The organism is Kribbella speibonae (genome assembly GCF_004331375.1).
GTDB lineage: Bacteria > Actinomycetota > Actinomycetes > Propionibacteriales > Kribbellaceae > Kribbella > Kribbella sindirgiensis.
This window is the reverse complement of sequence record NZ_SJKC01000001.1, coordinates 1,963,207-1,981,057: the sequence shown is the minus strand read 5'-3', so window position 1 is coordinate 1,981,057 and position 17,851 is coordinate 1,963,207. Positions and strand designations below refer to the sequence as shown.

Genomic DNA, 17,851 nt, shown 5'->3' with positions numbered 1-17,851 from the left:
AGGCCTTGCGGCAGTTCGCTGGACCTGTCCGAACTACTCGCGGGAGGGGCCCGATGTCCACCACAACTGCCCGGCCGACCGTCGTACCGGCCGATCCTGTCACTCGCCGGCGCATCGGCGCGATCGGCCTCGTACTCATCATCAGCAACGTCATCGCGACGCCCGGCGGCGTGCTCTGGCCCGAACCGGCCGGCGGCGGCGAGACCTACTCGTACGCCGACATCCAGCCGCTGCGCGACCGCTGGTGGGGCCTGCTGGTCGTCCTGAGCATCAGCGGGATCCTCGGCGTGGCCGCTCAGGCCTTCCTCACCAGCTACCTCGTCCGCACGCGCGGCGCGGCCTGGGCCACGACCGGCGGATTCCTGATGTGGATCGGGATCGCCTTCCAGGCGGTCGGGGTCGGCGGCCTCGCAGCGACGTACTACGTGGCCACCGGGGTCGATGCCACGACAGGCGGCGCGGTGATCGCCAACGCGAACGACGACCTGCTCCACCTGTTCGGCCCGATGATTGCCGGCGCGCTGATGGTTGCCGTCGGAACGGTGATCCAGGTGGTCGGGTTGTGGCGGTCACACGCCGTACCGCGCTGGGTTCCGCTGCTCGTGCTGTTCGTCGTGATCAGCTTCGTGGTTCCGGGCAACGGGTGGATCGGGCTCGCCGTCCAGATCCCGATGGCAGCCGGCGCGATCGCCATCGCGTACTACGCGTGGCGCCGGGCCGCCGTCGGCACCGAGACCGTCTAGGCGCGGCCGTCGAACAGGCTGGTCACCGAGCCGTCCTCGAAGACCTCGCGGATGGCTCGGCTGATCAGCGGCGCGATCGAGAGCTCGGTGAGCTTGTCGAAGCGGCGTTCCTCGGCGATCGGCAGCGTATTCGTGACGATCACCTCGCTGGCCTGGCAGTTCTTCAGCCGGTCCACCGCGGGGCCGGACAGGATCGCGTGCGTCGCGGCGATCACCACGCCCGCGGCGCCCTCGGCGTACAGCGCGTCGGCGGCCTTGGTGATGGTGCCGGCGGTGTCGATCATGTCGTCGACCAGGATGCAGACCCGGCCCTTGACCTCACCGACGACCCGGTTCGCGACCGTCTCGTTCGGGCGGTCGATGTCGCGGGTCTTGTGGATGAAGGCCAGCGGCGCGTTGTTCAGCCGCGCCGACCACTGCTCGGCCACCTTGATCCGGCCGGCGTCCGGCGACACCACGGCCAGCTGCTGGTCGCCGTACTTCTCCGCCACGTAGGAGCTCAGGATCGGCAGCGCCATCAGGTGGTCCACCGGGCCGTCGAAGAAGCCCTGGATCTGCGAGGTGTGCAGGTCCACGCAGATCAGCCGGTTGGCGCCGGCGGTCTTGAACAGGTCGGCCATCAGCCGGGCCGAGATCGGCTCCCGGCCGCGGTGCTTCTTGTCCTGCCGCGCGTACCCGTAGAACGGGAGCACCACCGTGATCCGCTTGGCCGACGCCCGCTTCAGCGCGTCGACCATGATCAGCTGCTCCATGATCCACTCGTTGATCGGCGAGGTGTGGCTCTGGATCACGAACGCGTCGCTGCCCCGGACCGACTCCTCGAACCGGACGTAGATCTCGCCGTTGGCGAAGTCGTACGCCTGCGTCGGGACCAGACCGGACCCGAGTTCGGTGGCCACCTCCTCGGCGAGACCGGGATGCGCCCGGCCGGAGAAAACCATCAGGTTCTTCTCGGTGGTTCGTTTCATCCCGCTCATCGCCCGCGCCTCCCGTTGTCCTCGTACCGCTCAGGCCTGCTCGTCCGGCTGGTCCACCGGCTGGTCCGAGAGCGCCGCCTCGGCCGCCGCGGCGGTCTTGGTGCCGGCCCGCTTCCGCGCGACCCAGCCCTTGATGTTGCGCTGCCGGCCGCGGGCGACCGCGATCTCGCCCGGGCCGACGTCCTCGGTGAGCGCCGTACCGGCCGCCAGGTAGGCGCCGTCGGCGATCGTCCGCGGCGCCACGATCACCGAGTTGCTGCCGATGAACGAGTGCTTGCCGACGTGCGTCGGGTGCTTCGCGACCCCGTCGTAGTTCGCGAAGATCGTGCCGGCGCCGATGTTCGCGCCGTCGCCGATGGTCGCGTCGCCGGCGTAGGTCAGGTGCGGGACCTTGGCGCCGTCGCCGATGGTGGAGTTCTTGGTCTCCACGAAGGTGCCGATCTTGCCCTTCACACCGAGCTTGGTGCCCGGGCGCAGGTACGCGAACGGGCCGACGCTGGCGCCGTCGCCGATGATCGCGCTGAAACCGTGGGTGCGGATGATCGTGGCGCCGACGCCGACCGTGATGTCGGTGAGCGTGGTGTCCGGGCCGATGGTGGCGCCTTCGTCGACCGTGGTCGCCCCGTGCAGCTGGGTGTTCGGCAGCAGCGTGACGTCGCGGGCGACCTGGACGGTCTGGTCGACCCAGGTGGTGTTCGGGTCGACGATCGTGACGCCCTCGCGCATCAGGCGGGTGAGGGTACGGCGGTTCAGCTCGGCGCGGAGCGTGGCGAGCTGGACGCGGTCGTTGACGCCCTCGGTCTGCATCTCGTCGTCGGTGACGTACGAGCCGACCCGCTTGCCGTCGGTCCGGGCGATACCGATCACGTCGGTCAGGTAGAGCTCGCCCTGGGCGTTGTCGGTGGTGAGCCGGCTGAGACCGTCCCGCAGGGTGGCCGCGTCGAACACGTAGATCCCGGCGTTGATCTCGTCGATCGCCCGCTGCTCGGCGGTGGCGTCCTTGTGCTCGACGATCGCCGCGACGGTGCCGTCCGGGCCCTGCACGATCCGCCCGTACCCGGTCGGGTCGGGGACCCGCGCGGTCAGGACGGTGACCGCGTTGCCGTGCTTGTCGTGCTCGGCGATCAGGTCGTGGAGCGTCTCCGCCTCGAGCAGCGGCACGTCGCCGGACGTGACGACCACCGAGCCGTCGAAGTCCTTGGGTACGGCGGTGAGCCCGGCGCGGACCGCGTCGCCGGTACCCAGCTGCTGCTCCTGGACGGCGGTGCGAGCCTCCGGGTCGACGGCCTTGAGGTGTTCCTCGACCAGTTCGCGGCCGTTGCCGACCACGACCACGAGGTGTTCGGGGCTGAGCGCCCGGGCGGTGAGCACGGCATGGCCGACGAGACTGCGCCCGCCGATCTCGTGCAACACCTTCGGGGTCGCCGATTTCATCCGGGTTCCGAGCCCGGCGGCCATGATGACGACCGCCGCGGGGCGATGGGAAGTCACGCGGTCTTCTCCTCGAGTTCCCTGCGAGTTCTTTCAACAAGTATCAGCACGGGCACCCGAAACAGCGCCCGCGCAAGCCTACTTGCTTCGCGGAGACCCGTTCGCACGGGGACGGCGAGACCGATGTCACCCCGGCCGGAACAACAACCGGTCAGGTTGGTGACTCTCAGTGATCTTCGTGGTCCGCTTCGCCGCGTTTCCAGTACCCGCGGATGACGGTGTCCGCCTTCGGCCAGGGGCGGAGCGGACGGAGCGCGTCGGCCTCGCCGGCCGCGAAGAGGAACGTCCGCGGCGGGACCGCGAGCGACAGGACGTGGGTGGCCAGCGCGCCGCGCGGGATCCAGTGCACCTTCGTGTTGGCGCGGGTGGCCAGCGGGTACGCCGACTCGTCCGGATGGTCGATCTCGACCACGACATCGGCGCTCAGATGACTCGGGGCCTCGTCGAGCCACCGGGCCGCCGCGGGCAGCCCGGTGGGATCGACCGCGAAGACGTAGTGCGGGTGCGTGTACGGGAACGCGCGGCCGCCGGGTGGACCGGCGATCGCGACCTTGTCCCCCGGGCGCAGGGCCTCGGCCCACGGAGAGGCGAGTCCGCTGTTGTGGACCACGAAGTCGAGGTCGAGGTGCGTCCCGTCGTACCGCCTGACCGTGTAGCTCCGCGTCGGCGGGAACGGCCGGGGCCAGTCGAGCAGCTGGCGGTCGTTCGGCACCGGCAGGCGGAGTGTGCCGTCGGGGTCCGGGAACACGATCTTCACGTGATCGTCGCAGTGGTACGAGTGGAAGCCGGCCAACCCCTCCCCGGTCAGCGTCACTCGCACCATGTGCGCCGTCAGGTACGTCGTGCGCGCGACGACCGCCGTACGGATGCCGATCGGGTACGGGATCCGCGTCACCCCTTCACCGGCCTGGTGATGCGCCTCGACCCGCTCCCGCGGGTTGTCCCGGTTCTGCAGGTCGTCCCGGCTCATTGGGCGTCTCGCAGTGGGGCGAGGGCCTGGTCGAGTGCGCCGAGGGTCTGCAGCGCCGTCTCGTACGTCGCCGCCTGCGTGTACCGCACGCCGATCGCACGCCCCGCCTTCACAGCCGGCAGGCTCTTCCACAGCGGCGAGTCGAGTACGAACTTCACCGCCGGCCCCACGCTCCCGTCCGGCTCCAGCGTGTACGTGATCACGTCCGCGTCCTTGAGCTCGTCCGGCAGCAACTCGATCGACACCTGCTCGGACACCGCCGCGCTGCCCTCCCCCGGATGCTTCGGCTGCCCCGGATACGTGACCCCGATGTCCTGCGCGATGTTCGTCCCCCACGACTTGTCGTACTCACGCATGAAGCTGCCCTTCGCCACCTGCCCGTACCCGCCCACATGCGCGAACTTCTTCCCCCGCAGCGCGTCGGCGTACTTCGTCTTCAGCTCGGCGGCCCGCTGCTCGTACGCCGTTTTCGCCTTATCGAAGTCCTCCGCCCGCCCGGCCGCGTCGGACTGCCGTTGCGACAAGGTCCGCCACGCGTCCGGCACCGTCGGACCGATCGCCGCCACCGGCGCGATCGCCTTCAGCCGCGCCAGGTCGATGTCCTTGAGCACCGGCTGCGGCACCCCGATCACGATCAGGTCCGGCTTCGCCAGCGCGATCTTCTCGTAGTCGGTCTCGGCGGCCGTCTCCCCGGCGATCTTGGTGAGACCGTCGTACGTCGCCTTGTCCGCGGCCGACATCATCGGCACGCTGCGGGCGAACAACGAGATCCCGACCAGCGGCGCCCCGGCCTCGATCAGCGCGGGAACGGCGTACCCGGTCGCGACCACCCGCTGCGGGCTCTTGGGGATCGTCACATCGCCGCCGTCGGCGCGGAAGACCCGCGTCTCCCCGGCCACCGGCTCCGGATCGGACGCACCGCACGCGACCAGCCCGATCGTCAGGACGACCGCACCCAACGGGCGCAGGAACATGCCAACCTCCTCATCGATTGAAGTTAGGCTAGCCTTACCTGATGGCTGCTGATAGCGCGCCGAGGACAGCGGATGTCGCGGAGAGGACACCTTGAGCCTGGTCACCGCGCGCGGCGCGGACCCCGACAACTGCGACGAGTTCGGCTACGGCATCGGCACCCCGGGCGGGATCCTGGTCCTGCGGTACGTCGCCGCGACGACGCTCGAGTTCGGCGGGATCCGGCAGGACTGGCTGCACCAGCTGTACTGGTCACCGGACGGGCTGATGGCGGTCTCGTACCAGGGCAACACCGAGTTCGTCGGCGCCGGTGAGGCGATCTGGGCGCAGCGGGCGGTCAGTCACTCCGTCCAGGCGAAACCCACCTCGATCCGGCCGACCCGGCACACGGTCTACCGGTTGTGCCTGCGTGAGGATCCGCCCGGGCTGGCCGGGTTGCGGATCGGGACGGCCCGCGTACCGGCAGAGGTGGCCGCCGCGATCCAAGGGCTCGCGGTGCGCGGGCTGCCCGAGCAGGACGGGCTGCGGCTGCGCGCCTCGGTGATGCACGGGCTCGCATCGCTCCGGGATCTGAGCGAGCCCGCCGGCGACGGTGGCGGATTCGCGTTGCGGGTCGCGCGGGCCCTCACCAACGAGCCGGCCGACCCGACCAGTCTGGACGAATGGGCGGGCCGGCTGCACGTGAGTGCGAAGACGCTGCAACGGGACTTCCAGCGACAGTTCGGTCAGTCGTTCAGCACGTGGCGGGCGAGCCTCCGGTTGCGGGCGTCGCTGATCCTGCTCGACGCCTACCCGGTGTCGGAGGTCGCCCACCGGGTCGGCTACTCGAGCGCGTCGGCGTACATCGCGGCGTTCCGTCGTACCTTCGGCCGTACGCCGGGGCAGGTCAGCGACTGAACGCGGCCAGCGCGGCGAACGGGTCCTGTGCGGACGTCGCGGACATCCCGACCGTCCAGACGCGATCCTTCGTCGTGGTAACGCCGGTGAGCGTGCCCGTTGCGGCCTTCGGGGCGGGGGCGGCGACGAGCTTCGAGCCGCTCAGTTGCAGGACGTATGGCGTCGCGGTCTGGCCGTCGGCGAAGCGTTCACCGACCACCACCGGGAGATTGTTGCGCAGAGCAACGTCATACAGCTGGGCCATGCCGGCCGGTACGGCGACCTGGGTCCACTTGGCGCCGTTGTAGTGCAGGGCCAGCGGGGCGATACCGGACGTGTACTGGACGCCGACGAGCCAGATGTTCTTCGGGCCGGCGGCCGCCATACCGGTCGGGATCTGGGAGCCGTCGGTCGGCAGGTCCTTGACCAGCGTCCAGCGTTTTCCGTCGAAGTGCGCGAGGCCGGCGTTCAGGCCGAGCCAGGCGTTCTTCGCGGACAGAACGGTCAGCACGTTGCCGTTGATCGATCCCTCCAGGCCGGTGTTGAGGGCCTGCCATTTGCCGGCGGCGTAGCGGTAGACGACAGCGCGTTCCTTGCCGCCGACGTTCGCCCAGCCCGTGACCCAGGCCGAGGCGTCCGGCGCGATCACCACGTCGTCGAAGGATCCCGTGGGTACGGCGGGGGCCTTCACGACCTGCCACTTGGTGCCGTTGTAGTGCAGGGCCAGCGGTTTCGGCTGGTCCGGGTTGGTGCGGTCCTCACCCACGGCCCAGACGTTCTTCGCCGTACCGACCGCGACGCTTTCCAGGGTCGCGTTGGTCTTCACCGGCTGGGGTGTGGCCTTCCAGGTCTTGCCGTCCCAGCGCATCGCCAGCGGGCGCTGGTCCGCGAAGCCGTCCACCTGGTCGCCGCCGACAGCCCAGGTCCCGCCGGGTCCGGTGGCCACGTCGTTGAACGTGGCCGGCTGCCGATGCGTCGCGGTTGTTGTCCACTGCAACGGTTCTTGGGCCGGCCGAGCGTCCGCCGTACCCGCCGTGACGGTGGCCGCCAGGGCTCCGGCCAGTGCTACCAGCATGCTTGTCTTCAGTCTCACAACGATCCCCTCCGAGTCAGCGTCTCCTACACCCCTCCCGACGCTGCGGCACCCCTCCTGCGTCACACCCCGTCTTCTGTAACCCTGGAAGGCATGGCCCTCACACTCGGAGCAATCGTCCTGAACGTCCCCGACACCGGTCCAGCCGCCAACTTCTGGCGCGAGGCTCTCGGCCTCACCGCCGACCCAGACAACGGAGACTTCCTCGCCCCGCCACCCGGCACACCACCCACGCGCGTCCACCTGGACAGCACCGACCGCACCCACCTCGACCTCTGGGTAGACAAAGAAACCTCAACCCTGGAAGCCGAAGTAGCCCGCCTCACCACCCTCGGCGCCGAACAAGTCAAAGACTGGACCTACCCACCCAACGCCGACTTCGTCGTCCTCAAAGCCCCCGACGGCGCCCTCTTCTGCCTCATCGGCTGAGCAACGCCGCGACCTCGGGGCTGTTGAAGAGTTTCGCTGTCAGGGGTACGTGGGTGTCGCGGTTGTAGGGGTCTTCGTCGTGGGCGTTGGCGATGATCAGGGAGTACGCGCAGCGGTAGGTGAGGAGGTGGCGGGGGGCGTAGCCGAGGTGGGTGGCGAAGGATTTGTCGAAGGCTGCTTCGATTTCGCGGGCTCGGGGTGACCACAGATCGATGACGGTGGCGGTGGCGGCTGCTTCGAAGACCGGGTCGCCGGGCATGGTCAGGAGACCGAAGTCGAGGAGCGTGACAGGGCGAAGGTTCTCGTCGACGAGGATGTTGCCGGCGGTGACATCTCCATGGACCAGGCGGGTCTCCGGCTCCTTGAGATCGGACAGCAGGACGAGGAGGTTCTCGACCTTCGCCTCGAAGTTGTCGATCACCGGGCTCAGCTGATCGCCGAAGCGTGCCACCCGTCGACGGACGAGACCCGACAGCGCGTCGATCCACGACATCCCCTCCGGCCGGAACGGATCCGGTTCGTCGAGCACCGTCGTACGGCGAAGGACGGCCGGCGCCTCGACCTGCGCGACTGCCTCGACCACCTCGACAACGCAGTCCCGCATCCGCTCCCAACCGACCTCACCGAACTGCGGCGCCACGGCATGCAGCGGAACCCCAGGCAACTCTTCCTCGATCGTCACCCAATAGGCCCCTGGGCGGTGCAACTCCAGCACGCGAGGCGTCCGATAGGGCAGGCGTCCGTCGACCGCGGCGTACAACTCCCCCAGCGTGCGCAGCTCACCCTCGCCCGCGTGGAACCAGATCTTCGCGACCAAACCCCCACCGAGCCGAAACACCGCCCCCTGCATCCCGATGGCAACCTGCTCCACCTCCCGATACCCCAGACTGTGAAGCTGTTCCCGCAGAAAAGCGTCCGACAACGACATGCCGCCAGACCCTAGCCGCGCTTCCCCCAGGGTGTCTGTCGATTTTGACCCGGATCGCACGTCATCGTTTCCGAAAGGAGATTCCATGGCTGATCTGACGCGGTACCTGATTCTGATGGCTGAGCCGGAGCACTTCGCGCGCTGGGACGCGGCCGACGAGGCGGAGCGCGAGCGGGTGTTCGCGGACTTCCGCGCCTTCACCGCCGCGGTGCGCGAGCGTGGACGGTTTCGCGGCGGCGAGGCGTTGGTGCACCCACGAGACGCCCGGACGCTGCGGCCGGACGGCGACGGTCGCCGACTGACCGAGGGCCCGTACGCCGAGACCGCCGAGCAACTCGGTGGCTTCTATCTCGTCGAGCTTCCCGACCTCGCAACCGCGCTCGAGGTGGCAGCCCTTCTCCCACGCGAGTACGACATCGAAGTCCGTGAGTGCCTCGACGTCGGCGTACCGGACGAGTGACTCCGCTCGAGACCGTCATGCGCGACGAGTGGGGCCGGCTGCTGGCTCTGCTCGCCGCGCAGTTCCGGCGTCTCGACCTGGCCGAGGACTCGCTCGCGGAGGCCTTCGAGTCCGCGGCGCGGACGTGGCCCGCGGACGGCGTACCGGCCAACCCGCCGGCCTGGTTGCTGACCGCGGCCCGCCGCCGCGCGCTCGACCGGTTGCGCGCCGAAGCCGTCGCCGCCAAGTCGTTGCCGCTGCTCGCGGTCGAGGCCGAGATCACCGCGAACGCCCGCCGCGTACTCGTCGACGCGGCCGGCGAGGTCGGTGCGGTGGACGAACGTCTGCGGCTCATCCTGCTCTGCGCGCATCCTTCGCTGCCCGCGGAGTCCGCGGCCGCGCTGACGCTTCGGCTGGTGCTCGGTGTACCGACAGCGGACATTGCGCGGCTGTTCCTGGTTCCCACCGCGACGATGGCCGCGCGGCTGACCCGTGCGCGCAAACGTTTGTCCAACGCGCGGTTCGACGTACCGGTCGGGCCCGCGCTGCAGGAGCGGGTCGGTGCGGTCGCGGATATCGCGTACCTCGCCTTTACGGCGGCGTACGCACCTGGCTCGGGTTCGGACGTCGTACGGGCGGCTGAGGCCGGGGAGTCGCTCCGGCTGGTTCAGGTAGTGCGTGAGGTCGCACCGCCGTCGTACGAACTCGATGCCTTGCAGGCGTTGATGATGCTGCAGCACGCGCGGCGGGACGCACGGGTCGAGGACGGCAGGCTCGTGCTGCTTCCGGATCAGGACCGCTCCCGCTGGCGGATGGACGAGATCGCCGACGCGCTCGCGCTCCTCACACCGCTGGCCCGGGACGCACCGTCGACGCCGTACCTGTTGCAGGCGCTCATCGCCGCCGAGCACTCGACCGCGTTGCGGGCGGCGGACACCGACTGGGGGCGCATCAGCGAGTGGTACGACGAACTCGAAGCGCTGACCGGGTCTCCGGTGGTGCGTCTCAACCGCGCTGTTGCGGTCGCCGAGGCGGAGGGTCCTGAGGCCGGGCTCGAACTGCTGGAGGGTTTGGACCTTCCGGGCCACCGGCTTCCCGCCGTACGAGCCGAGCTCTTGGTCCGTGCCGACCGCCTGCCCGAAGCGTTGGCGGCCTATGACGCCGCGATCGCCGCTTGCGACAACGCTGCCGAGCGGGCGCATCTAAGGGGACGTGTCAGTCGTACGAGCGTTCGGCGAAGCTGAGGCCGGTGCGTTCGGAGGGGGTGAGGTATTGGGCCTTGCTGTGGACAGGTCGTGAGCGGACGTATTGGGTGAAGCCGGGGGCGCGGAGGCGGAGGTCGAAGTTGTGGCCTTCGAGGTGCCAGAGCGGGTCGGGGCGATCGTCAGGTGGGTCGAGGCGGTGCAGGTCGGCGATCTCGAGGAGGTCGTTCATCGGTTCGAGTTCACCCGAGATGCCCCACGCCTCGTCGAACACCAACGTCGCCGGCGCGATCCAGAACGTGAAGTGCCGCCGCGCGAACGCCGGGTCGACCCACTGGACGATGTAGTCGAGATCGAGCAGTACGCGCTGCCAGGGGAACCCGTCCTCGCGGACGCCGATGCTGACCGCGTGCACGCGGCAGTCGTGCCAGCCCATCACCTCGAAGTCGGCCGCCGTCCAGGTCGCCTTCTCCAGCTCCGTCATCGCATCAGTATTGTCGGAAGGGCCTGGAATCCTTCCGGTATGGGTGATTCGCTGGTGGATGTCGGGGGCGTCACGCTGTTCGTCCGGGAGCTCGGGCAGCGGGGTGATCGGCCGTCTGTGGTGGTGATGCACGGCGGTCCCGATGTCGGGCATGGCTACCTGGTGCCCGGGTTCGAGCCGTTGGCGCGGGATCATCATGTGGTGCTGTTCGACTTCCGCGGGTGCGGGCGGAGCAGCCGAGGGTTGCCCGCCGACGACCTGCAGCCGGAGTACGTCGTACAGGACACGCATCGGCTGATCGAGAGACTCGGGCTCGGGGCGGTCGACCTGGTCGGGTTCTCGACGGGCGGGCGAGCAGCGATGGAGTTCGTGCACCAGCATCCGGAGCAAGTACGGCGATTGGTGCTCGCGTCGACGTCGGCGTACTCGTTGGCGGAGGCTGCCGTCTACCTCGCCGACTGGGACGAGTACCAGCGCCGTCAACGGGTCGAGGACGAGGCGAACGGTGCCCTGCGCAACTCGACGATCTTCGTGTGGGACCTCGCCCGCGCGCCGGCGTACCTGCAACTGCTCGAATCCCTCGACACCGACCTCGGCGACTGGTCCGAGGAACGCGCGATGAACGGCCTCATGCGCCCGTGGATCACCGGCGACCCAGAACAGATCCTCCGCACCTTCGCGAAACCCGTCCTCATCCTGCACGGCGAGAAGGACATGGGCTTCCCGGTCCAGCTGGCCGAGCGCCTCCACGCAGCCGTCCCCAGCCAGCTGGCCGTCATCCCGAACACCGCCCACATGTGCCACTTCGAACAACCCGAGATCTGGGCACACCACATCCGCACGTTCCTGGACGACTGAAAACCGTGTGCCAGCCTCTCGTGGCGTCGCTACGATCATGCGCTGAGTGTCAGGGCGAGGAGGAGGTGGTTGCTGTGCGCGTTTCCTGCGCGGTGCCGCCTCGGATCTTCTGGCGGCTCTGACTCTCACCGGGGCTCACCGCATCCGACCTCATGCGATGGAGTCCCCATGAATTCTCTGAGCTTCGTCCAGACGTACTTCGCCGACTACACCGGCCGCTACTGGATCGCCGGCGGATGGGCACTCGACCTGTTCGCCGATCGGGTACGGCGACCGCACACCGACGTCGACGTACTCGTCCTTGCCCGCGACCTCGATCTGGTCGCCGCCACGTTCACCGACCCGCGGCCGACAGTCGAGAACCCGAACACCGGCGTCCAGCGCCCCTGGGAACCGGGCGAGACGTTGACTCCAGGTCCCGACGTACTGGCCTTCCCTGACGACCTGTTCCCGGCACCGGTCCGCGTCATGCTCGCGGCCTCCGACGGCGACGACTGGGTCTACCACCGCGGCCGCGGCATTCTCCGCAAACCACTCGACGAGATCACGCTCACGACCGCCGACGGCATCCCGTACCTCGCGCCGGAGCTCGTGCTCCTGTTCAAATCTCGCAGCGACCGCCCGAAGGACACCGAGGACTTCCACGACGTCGCCGCCGACCTCGATCCGATCCGCCGCTCCTGGCTGCACGACCACATCGCCGGGCGCTTTCCCGACCACCCCTGGCTCCCCACCTTGATCTGACACCAGTGAGTTGGCGCCTGGAGACCTCCACACCAGGCGCCGCTTGCCGCCCCACGAACGCAACGGGAAGCGGGCTGTCGCACCCGAACCGGTCCCGGTGAACAGGAAATAGCAGGTCCCCACCCACCACTTCCTGTCACCACCCACCACGAGCGCCCACTAGCCAACCACCAACCGCTCGCCAGCCAGCCGGCGATGGCGTGCAGCTCGACAGGTAGAGCACCAGCGAGACACCGTACGCACGAAGACAATTCACGCTCAGGTGCACTACCCAGCCGGCCGACACCTCCTGTCCGAATGCACACCCCCCCGTCGCACGATTGCGTAGGATGCGGTGTCGTGGAGGGGACGCGGCTCGATCTGGAGCGGATTCGGGCGGCGCGTGAGGTCATCGATCCGGTGTTCCTCGACAGTCCGTTGTATCGCTGCGAAGCGCTGGAACCGATGCTCGGCTGTGCGATCGACATCAAGCTCGAGACGGCGAACCCGGTGCGCAGCTTCAAAGGTCGTGGCACCGAGGTCGTCGCGACTCAACTCGCCGGCAGCGACTCGCGAGCCGTGGTGTGCGCGAGCGCGGGCAACCTCGGCCAGGCCCTCGCGTGGTCCGGTCGCGATCGCGGCCTCGACGTCACGGTCGTCGCCTCGCGGTTCGCGACCACGACCAAACTCGACCGGATCCGCGCCCTCGGCGCCAAGCTCGAACTCGTCGACGGCGACCACGAACTCGCCCGCGAACGGGCCGTCGCGATCGCGCGGTACGACGGAATTCGGCTACTCGAGGACAGCCTGGACCTCGAAACCTGCGAAGGCGCCGCCACCATCGCCCTGGAACTCCTGCCACGTATGCAACTGAGCGATCGGCCGGTGGTGTTGATCGCGCTGGGTGGTGGTGCGCTGGCGACCGGGGTGGGGTACGTGCTGAAGGCGCTCGCACCGGCGGTCGAGGTGCTCTGCGTCCAGCCGCTCGGCGCACCGGCGTTGACGCGTTCCTGGCATCAGCGTCGTGTCGTCACCACCGACACGACCGACACGATCGCCGACGGCGTCGCGGGCCGCATTCCGATCCCGGAGGTCCTCGACGACCTGCTCGTCGTGGCCGACGACGCCGTACTGGTCCAGGAAGCATCGATCGTCACCGGCCTGCGCCTGCTGCTCGACCACGCCGGCCTCGTCGTCGAACCGTCGGCCGCGCTCGGTATCGCCGCGGTCCTCGAAGACCGCGACCGCTTCGCCGGACGGCAGGTGTTCACGATCGTGTGCGGCAGCAATGTCGACCAGGACAAGTACCGGCGCTGGGTCGGCCTCTGATGGCGCGGCTCGTGGTGAAACTCCTGCTGCTGGACGAGGACGACCGCGTGCTCCTCATCCACGCCAAGGGCCCGAAGAACCACGCCGAATGCTGGTACCCGGTCGGCGGCGGCGTCGAGCCCAACGAGTCCTTGCAGGCCGCCGCCGAGCGCGAGACGTACGAGGAGACCGGTCTGCGCGACCTGCCGACCGGGATCCACGTGTGGACCCGGGACCACACGTACGAGTTCAACGGCCAGACCATCGACGTACACGAGGAATGGCTCCTACACCGCGTCGAACACTTCACACCGATCCCGGCCCAACTGACCGAGTACGAAACCACCACAATCCTCGGCTTCCGCTGGTGGACAGCCCCAGAGCTAACCGCCACCACCGAAACAGTCTTCCCACCACAACTCCCCGACCTCATCACCGCGATATCCGTTCGCTAGCTCGTCGTGCGAACCGCATCACCTGCTGTACGTCGCCGGCGACCTGGTCGTCAGCCACCTGGAGATCGTCCACGTCGACCTGCCCCAGGAAGGCGCGACGTACAAGCTCGCCGCCCTGACGAGCGTCCTCACCTTCCCTTCGTTCCGTGGCGAAGGATGGGCCGGGCGACTGGTCGGACCCGCCTGCCGCCGGATCGAGGCGAGCAATGCCGACCTGGGCCTGATCTGCTGCGACCCACACGACCAGCCCCTATCCACCTCAAAGACGAGCTGTGACGTGCAGGAGAATGTGTGCGTGTCTGATTCGATCGTCACTCGGCCGGCTCGTCTCGAGGACGGTGAGTACGTCTGGCCGCTCGCCCGGGCCTTCGCCACGTCCTTCACTCCCGAACGACCCGCGTTCGACGCGACCTGGAAGCAACTGGTCGACGTACCCGGCACGCTCCTGCTGGTCGCCGAGACCGCCGACGGCCGCATCGTCGGTTACCTCCTGGGCAGCACCCATCTCACCTTCCTCGCCAACGGCCCCGTCGCCTGGGTCGAGGAGGTCATGGTCGACGAAACCCAGCGACAGTCCGGAATCGGCCGCCTGCTGATGGACCACGCCGAGCGCTGGGCCAAGTCCACAGACGCTGCCTACCTAACGCTCGCCAGCCGCCGAGCCGGCCCGTTCTACCTGGCCCTCGGCTACGAAGACTCCGCCGTCTTCTTCAAGAAAACACTGGCCTGAGCTGCGGTCGCACGCTGATCCCCGACAGGCCGACCGACCCGCGAGGCTGAATCGTCGCGAGTGATCAGGTGTCGTAGTCGAGGCCGTCCCAGGGGGCGTAGTAGGCGATGAAGTTGCCTGGTTCGATGTGGATCGAGTAGGTGCCTTCGAACTCGGTGCCGACCCAGCCGAAGGTCACGCCGTTGCGTTGGACGGCGAACGGCGCGACGTCGATCGGCTCGAGAACGTACTTGCCGAGTTCACCCAGCCGCGCGGCGATCAGCTGATCCGCGGCTGCCGAAGCAGCCTGTCCAGGCGGGACGCCGTCGGGCCGACGTACCTCGTCGACCTTCACCTCGTCGAACGTCCCGTCCGCCTTCCACAAGTACAACCCGACGTACGCCGCTCCGGGACCGAACAACTCGTCGCTGAGAAAGAACTTCCGTCCGTCCTCAGCAGTCCCGGCGTACGGGACGTGGTAGTCGTCCGGAACGATCCGGAACCGCGCAGGCATCTGCTCCGCCTCCCCCGCTGGCTCGACCGAACCCGCGCCACACCCACCCAAAGCAATCCCCAACCAGCCCGCAAGCACGCCGCACAGCAGCCATCTCCCCCGCCCCATGCCGCACAACCTAGCTGCGGCTGCCGGGTTGTGTCATCGCTGCCGGGTTACAACCCGCCATTGGTGACACAACCCGGTATCTCGACGCCTCGCGCTGGGTGGGTGTGGGTGGGACAGTGAGCGGATGTTGACGCAGGTGGGTGATGGGGTTTGGGTGCGGCAGAGTGAGTGGGTGTGGAGTAACGCTGTCGTGGTGCGGGGGGACGGCGGGTTGGTGCTGGTCGATCCTGGGATCGACGGGGCCGATCTGAGCGAGCTCGCCGATGACGTGGAGCGGCTCGGGGTTCCGGTGGTTGCCGGGTTCTCGACGCATCCGCACTGGGATCATCTGCTGTGGCATTCCCGGTTCGGGGACGTGCCGCGGTACGCGACGCTTGGGTGTACGACGGTTGCCGCTGAGGCCCGCGAGCGGGCGCAGGCGATGGCGGCGGAGAGCGCCGAGGGCGTCCCGCTCGAGCTGATCGGGCTGCTCAGCCCGCTGCCCGCGGACGGCGGACCGATCCCGGGCGAGGTCGTCGAGCATCAGGCACATGCCATCGGGCATGCCGCCGTACATCTCGCCGACCGCGGCGTACTGATCGCCGGCGACATGCTCTCCGACGTACTGATCCCGCTCCTCGATGCTCGTCGTCCCGATCAGGTGAGCGCGTACGAAACGGCCCTCGACCGGCTCAGCGAGGCCGCCCAGCACGTCGACGTCCTCATCCCCGGTCACGGCGCCGTCGCCGAGGGTCCCGAGGTGGCAGCTCGTCTGGCCGCCGACCGGGCCTACATCGACGCCCTACGCCGGGGAGAAGACCCGGCCGACGCCCGCCTCGCCCAGGACTGGCTCAAAGGCCCACACCAGTCGAACCTGAATCAGGCCCGAAGCGCCTAGAGCCAGGGCGGGTCGTATCGGCCGACGTACGCGCGTGCACGTTCTGTCGGATCTGCCCAGTACTGATGCGGCTGCCGGTGCACGTGCTTCTCACAGAACTCCCGAAGGTCGCTCGTGATCGTCTCCACCTCACGTACGGGACGACCTTCGAAGTCGCTGTTGACCTTCAGGAGCTCGGCCTCTGGGTTCCAGCCCGACGCATCGAACGCCCACGTGCCCCACCTCGCGTACACGTGCAGCGGATGCTCGAAGTCCCCCAGGTACAACGCCGCCAAGGCGATCTCCTGCTCGGGGTAGAAATCCCGGCACGTCCAGGCCAGCACATGACAAGCCCCACTCGAGAAGAACGCCTGATCCGTCCGCTCCCAGGAAACCCGCTGGTCCGCCCGCTCAATCGCAGTACGCCGAAACACCCCAGAAGCCGTCACCACCATGCCCAGATGCTAGCGAGCGAGACGGCAAAACCCCGGCTCAGAAACTCCCGAGCCGGGGTTGCGCTGCTCCCCCGCCAGGTTTCGATCCTGGTCTTCGAGATTCAAAGTCTCGCGGGCTGCCGATTACCCCACGGGGGATCGTGGTTGCCGGGACAGTGTGCCATGAGTGGTGTGGATGACACGCTGAGGGGTTCCTTACCTACGGTCCCGTAGGTTACGGTGGCGTAGGTAAGGACACGCTGAGCTGAGGGAAACAGATATGACTCCACCCGCCGTTGCCACTCCGGATGCGCCCACCCGTCCCGCGCCGGTCGACGAGGATGTGAACACCGGAACGCTCGGCGGTGAGCAGAAGAAGCTGTGGGAGCAGGTCGCGCTGGCGCTGTTCATCGGTATCCCGTTCCTGGCGGTGCTGGCGGCGGTGCCGATCGCGTGGGGCGGGTTCCTCGGCTGGCGGGACGTGGTGCTCGCGGTGGTCTTCTACACGGTCGCCGGTCACGGGATCTCGATCGGTTTCCACCGGCTGTTCACGCACAAGTCCTTCAAGCCGAACCGCCCGCTGAAGTACGCCCTCGCGATCGCCGGCTCGCTGGCGATCGAGGGCCCGGTGATCCGCTGGGTGGCCGACCACCGCAAGCACCACAAGTTCTCCGACCGCGACGGCGACCCGCACAGCCCGTGGAAGTACGGCAACACGCTGGGCGCGCTCACCAAGGGCTTCTTCCACGCGCATGTCGGCTGGCTGTTCGACACCGAGCAGACCCCGCAGCGGCAGTACGCGCCGGACCTGCTGAAGGACAAGGACGTCGTCAAGGTGTCCCGGATGTTCCCGCTGCTGGTCGCGGTCTCCCTCCTCGCGCCGGCCGTCATCGGCGGCCTCTGGTCCTGGTCCTGGACCGGTGCGCTGACCGCGTTCTTCTGGGCCAGCCTGGTCCGGATCGCGCTGCTGCACCACGTCACCTGGTCGATCAACTCGATCTGCCACACGATCGGCGACCGGCCGTTCAAGAGCCGGGACAAGTCCGGCAACGTGTGGTGGCTGGCGATCCTCAGCCAGGGCGAGTCGTGGCACAACCTGCACCACTCCGACCCGACCTGCGCGCGGCACGGCGTACTCAAGGGTCAGCTCGACACGTCGGCTCGCTGCATCTGGTTCTTCGAGCAGCGCGGCTGGGTCTCCGACGTCCGCTGGCCGGTCAAGGAACGCCTGGAAGCCCGTCGCGTGGACGCCTCGACGCGTACTCTGAAGGCTGCCTGAGAC

The 17,851-nt window shown here is 68.5% G+C and carries 22 protein-coding genes and 1 tRNA gene; 12 read left to right on the top strand and 11 right to left on the bottom strand.

The features are described 5' to 3' along the window. Positions 1 to 53 precede the first annotated feature (53 nt). Positions 54 to 743 carry a hypothetical protein gene (locus E0H92_RS09995; protein ID WP_131496039.1) on the top strand — a complete coding sequence of 230 codons (690 nt, stop codon included), beginning with the start codon at positions 54 to 56 and terminating at the stop codon, positions 741 to 743. Here E0H92_RS09995 and E0H92_RS09990 read toward each other — a convergent pair. From E0H92_RS09990 to E0H92_RS09975, 4 genes are all read right to left on the bottom strand, one after another. Continuing rightward, positions 740 to 1,720, bottom strand: a complete 981-nt coding sequence (locus E0H92_RS09990; RefSeq protein WP_131468252.1) for a ribose-phosphate diphosphokinase — start codon at positions 1,718 to 1,720, stop codon at positions 740 to 742. The genes E0H92_RS09995 and E0H92_RS09990 overlap by 4 nt on opposite strands. Before the next feature lie 30 nt (positions 1,721 to 1,750). After that, positions 1,751 to 3,211 carry a bifunctional UDP-N-acetylglucosamine diphosphorylase/glucosamine-1-phosphate N-acetyltransferase GlmU gene (gene glmU / locus E0H92_RS09985; RefSeq protein ID WP_131496038.1) on the bottom strand — a complete coding sequence of 487 codons (1,461 nt, stop codon included), beginning with the start codon at positions 3,209 to 3,211 and terminating at the stop codon, positions 1,751 to 1,753. Positions 3,212 to 3,377: 166 nt separating this feature from the next. Further along, positions 3,378 to 4,181 carry a siderophore-interacting protein gene (locus E0H92_RS09980; RefSeq protein ID WP_131496037.1) on the bottom strand — a complete coding sequence of 268 codons (804 nt, stop codon included), beginning with the start codon at positions 4,179 to 4,181 and terminating at the stop codon, positions 3,378 to 3,380. Continuing rightward, a complete protein-coding gene (locus tag E0H92_RS09975) occupies positions 4,178 to 5,155 on the bottom strand; it encodes an ABC transporter substrate-binding protein (RefSeq protein ID WP_131468258.1) in 978 nt (325 codons plus the stop codon). Before E0H92_RS09975 ends, E0H92_RS09980 begins: the two co-directional genes overlap by 4 nt. A 91-nt stretch (positions 5,156 to 5,246) precedes the next feature. Here E0H92_RS09975 and E0H92_RS09970 point away from each other — a divergent pair, with 91 nt between their 5' ends. Then, positions 5,247 to 6,050, top strand: coding sequence for a helix-turn-helix domain-containing protein (locus E0H92_RS09970; protein ID WP_238153482.1), 804 nt, complete (start codon positions 5,247 to 5,249; stop codon positions 6,048 to 6,050). On the opposite strand, the gene E0H92_RS09965 is transcribed toward E0H92_RS09970, so the two are convergent. Next, positions 6,040 to 7,122 carry a hypothetical protein gene (locus E0H92_RS09965; protein WP_131468260.1) on the bottom strand — a complete coding sequence of 361 codons (1,083 nt, stop codon included), beginning with the start codon at positions 7,120 to 7,122 and terminating at the stop codon, positions 6,040 to 6,042. The genes E0H92_RS09970 and E0H92_RS09965 overlap by 11 nt on opposite strands. A gap of 93 nt (positions 7,123 to 7,215) precedes the next feature. On the opposite strand from E0H92_RS09965, the gene E0H92_RS09960 reads away from it, so the two are divergent. Then, entirely contained in the window at positions 7,216 to 7,551 is a 336-nt protein-coding gene (locus tag E0H92_RS09960; protein WP_131468262.1) for a VOC family protein, read from the top strand. On the opposite strand, the gene E0H92_RS09955 is transcribed toward E0H92_RS09960, so the two are convergent. Further along, on the bottom strand, positions 7,541 to 8,422 hold the full coding sequence (locus tag E0H92_RS09955; RefSeq protein WP_165549732.1) for a phosphotransferase family protein: 882 nt from the start codon (positions 8,420 to 8,422) through the stop codon (positions 7,541 to 7,543). The two genes, E0H92_RS09960 and E0H92_RS09955, sit on opposite strands and share 11 nt — an antisense overlap. A gap of 142 nt (positions 8,423 to 8,564) precedes the next feature. Here E0H92_RS09955 and E0H92_RS09950 point away from each other — a divergent pair, with 142 nt between their 5' ends. Next, positions 8,565 to 8,939 (top strand): YciI family protein, encoded by a 375-nt coding sequence (locus E0H92_RS09950; RefSeq protein ID WP_131468266.1) that lies wholly within the window; start codon positions 8,565 to 8,567, stop codon positions 8,937 to 8,939. 17 nt (positions 8,940 to 8,956) lie between these two features. Beyond that, complete coding sequence (locus E0H92_RS09945) at positions 8,957 to 10,162, top strand: RNA polymerase sigma factor (RefSeq protein WP_165549731.1); 1,206 nt, start codon at positions 8,957 to 8,959, stop codon at positions 10,160 to 10,162. Here the strand turns inward: E0H92_RS09945 and E0H92_RS09940 are convergent. Further along, a complete protein-coding gene (locus E0H92_RS09940; protein WP_131468270.1) occupies positions 10,134 to 10,604 on the bottom strand; it encodes a hypothetical protein in 471 nt (156 codons plus the stop codon). The genes E0H92_RS09945 and E0H92_RS09940 overlap by 29 nt on opposite strands. 39 nt (positions 10,605 to 10,643) lie before the next feature. Here E0H92_RS09940 and E0H92_RS09935 point away from each other — a divergent pair, with 39 nt between their 5' ends. The 4 genes from E0H92_RS09935 to E0H92_RS09920 all read left to right on the top strand — a co-directional run bounded on the left by E0H92_RS09935 (position 10,644) and on the right by E0H92_RS09920 (position 13,948). Continuing rightward, positions 10,644 to 11,462 (top strand): alpha/beta fold hydrolase, encoded by an 819-nt coding sequence (locus E0H92_RS09935; RefSeq protein ID WP_131468272.1) that lies wholly within the window; start codon positions 10,644 to 10,646, stop codon positions 11,460 to 11,462. Between the two features lie 168 nt (positions 11,463 to 11,630). Beyond that, positions 11,631 to 12,206, top strand: a complete 576-nt coding sequence (locus E0H92_RS09930) for a nucleotidyltransferase domain-containing protein (protein WP_131468274.1) — start codon at positions 11,631 to 11,633, stop codon at positions 12,204 to 12,206. A 339-nt stretch (positions 12,207 to 12,545) separates the two neighbouring features. Then, positions 12,546 to 13,514 (top strand): threonine ammonia-lyase, encoded by a 969-nt coding sequence (locus E0H92_RS09925; protein WP_131496035.1) that lies wholly within the window; start codon positions 12,546 to 12,548, stop codon positions 13,512 to 13,514. After that, positions 13,514 to 13,948 (top strand): NUDIX hydrolase, encoded by a 435-nt coding sequence (locus E0H92_RS09920; protein ID WP_131496034.1) that lies wholly within the window; start codon positions 13,514 to 13,516, stop codon positions 13,946 to 13,948. Before E0H92_RS09925 ends, E0H92_RS09920 begins: the two co-directional genes overlap by 1 nt. On the opposite strand, the gene E0H92_RS09915 is transcribed toward E0H92_RS09920, so the two are convergent. Beyond that, positions 13,926 to 14,189 (bottom strand): hypothetical protein, encoded by a 264-nt coding sequence (locus tag E0H92_RS09915; RefSeq protein ID WP_131468280.1) that lies wholly within the window; start codon positions 14,187 to 14,189, stop codon positions 13,926 to 13,928. The two genes, E0H92_RS09920 and E0H92_RS09915, sit on opposite strands and share 23 nt — an antisense overlap. A gap of 54 nt (positions 14,190 to 14,243) precedes the next feature. On the opposite strand from E0H92_RS09915, the gene E0H92_RS09910 reads away from it, so the two are divergent. Then, the gene (locus E0H92_RS09910) at positions 14,244 to 14,678 is read left to right on the top strand and encodes a GNAT family N-acetyltransferase (RefSeq protein WP_165549730.1); all 435 of its coding nucleotides are present in this window, start codon (positions 14,244 to 14,246) and stop codon (positions 14,676 to 14,678) included. A 64-nt stretch (positions 14,679 to 14,742) separates the two neighbouring features. Here E0H92_RS09910 and E0H92_RS09905 read toward each other — a convergent pair whose 3' ends face one another. Beyond that, positions 14,743 to 15,171 carry a hypothetical protein gene (locus E0H92_RS09905; protein ID WP_131496033.1) on the bottom strand — a complete coding sequence of 143 codons (429 nt, stop codon included), beginning with the start codon at positions 15,169 to 15,171 and terminating at the stop codon, positions 14,743 to 14,745. 280 nt (positions 15,172 to 15,451) lie between these two features. Here E0H92_RS09905 and E0H92_RS09900 point away from each other — a divergent pair, with 280 nt between their 5' ends. Further along, on the top strand, positions 15,452 to 16,156 hold the full coding sequence (locus tag E0H92_RS09900) for an MBL fold metallo-hydrolase (RefSeq protein ID WP_202873559.1): 705 nt from the start codon (positions 15,452 to 15,454) through the stop codon (positions 16,154 to 16,156). On the opposite strand, the gene E0H92_RS09895 is transcribed toward E0H92_RS09900, so the two are convergent. Then, positions 16,153 to 16,590 carry a hypothetical protein gene (locus E0H92_RS09895; RefSeq protein WP_131496031.1) on the bottom strand — a complete coding sequence of 146 codons (438 nt, stop codon included), beginning with the start codon at positions 16,588 to 16,590 and terminating at the stop codon, positions 16,153 to 16,155. The genes E0H92_RS09900 and E0H92_RS09895 overlap by 4 nt on opposite strands. Before the next feature lie 66 nt (positions 16,591 to 16,656). After that, positions 16,657 to 16,728 (bottom strand) — tRNA-Gln (locus E0H92_RS44090). Between the two features lie 121 nt (positions 16,729 to 16,849). Here E0H92_RS44090 and E0H92_RS09890 point away from each other — a divergent pair. Then, positions 16,850 to 17,848 carry an acyl-CoA desaturase gene (locus E0H92_RS09890; RefSeq protein ID WP_131496030.1) on the top strand — a complete coding sequence of 333 codons (999 nt, stop codon included), beginning with the start codon at positions 16,850 to 16,852 and terminating at the stop codon, positions 17,846 to 17,848. Positions 17,849 to 17,851: the final 3 nt, after the last annotated feature.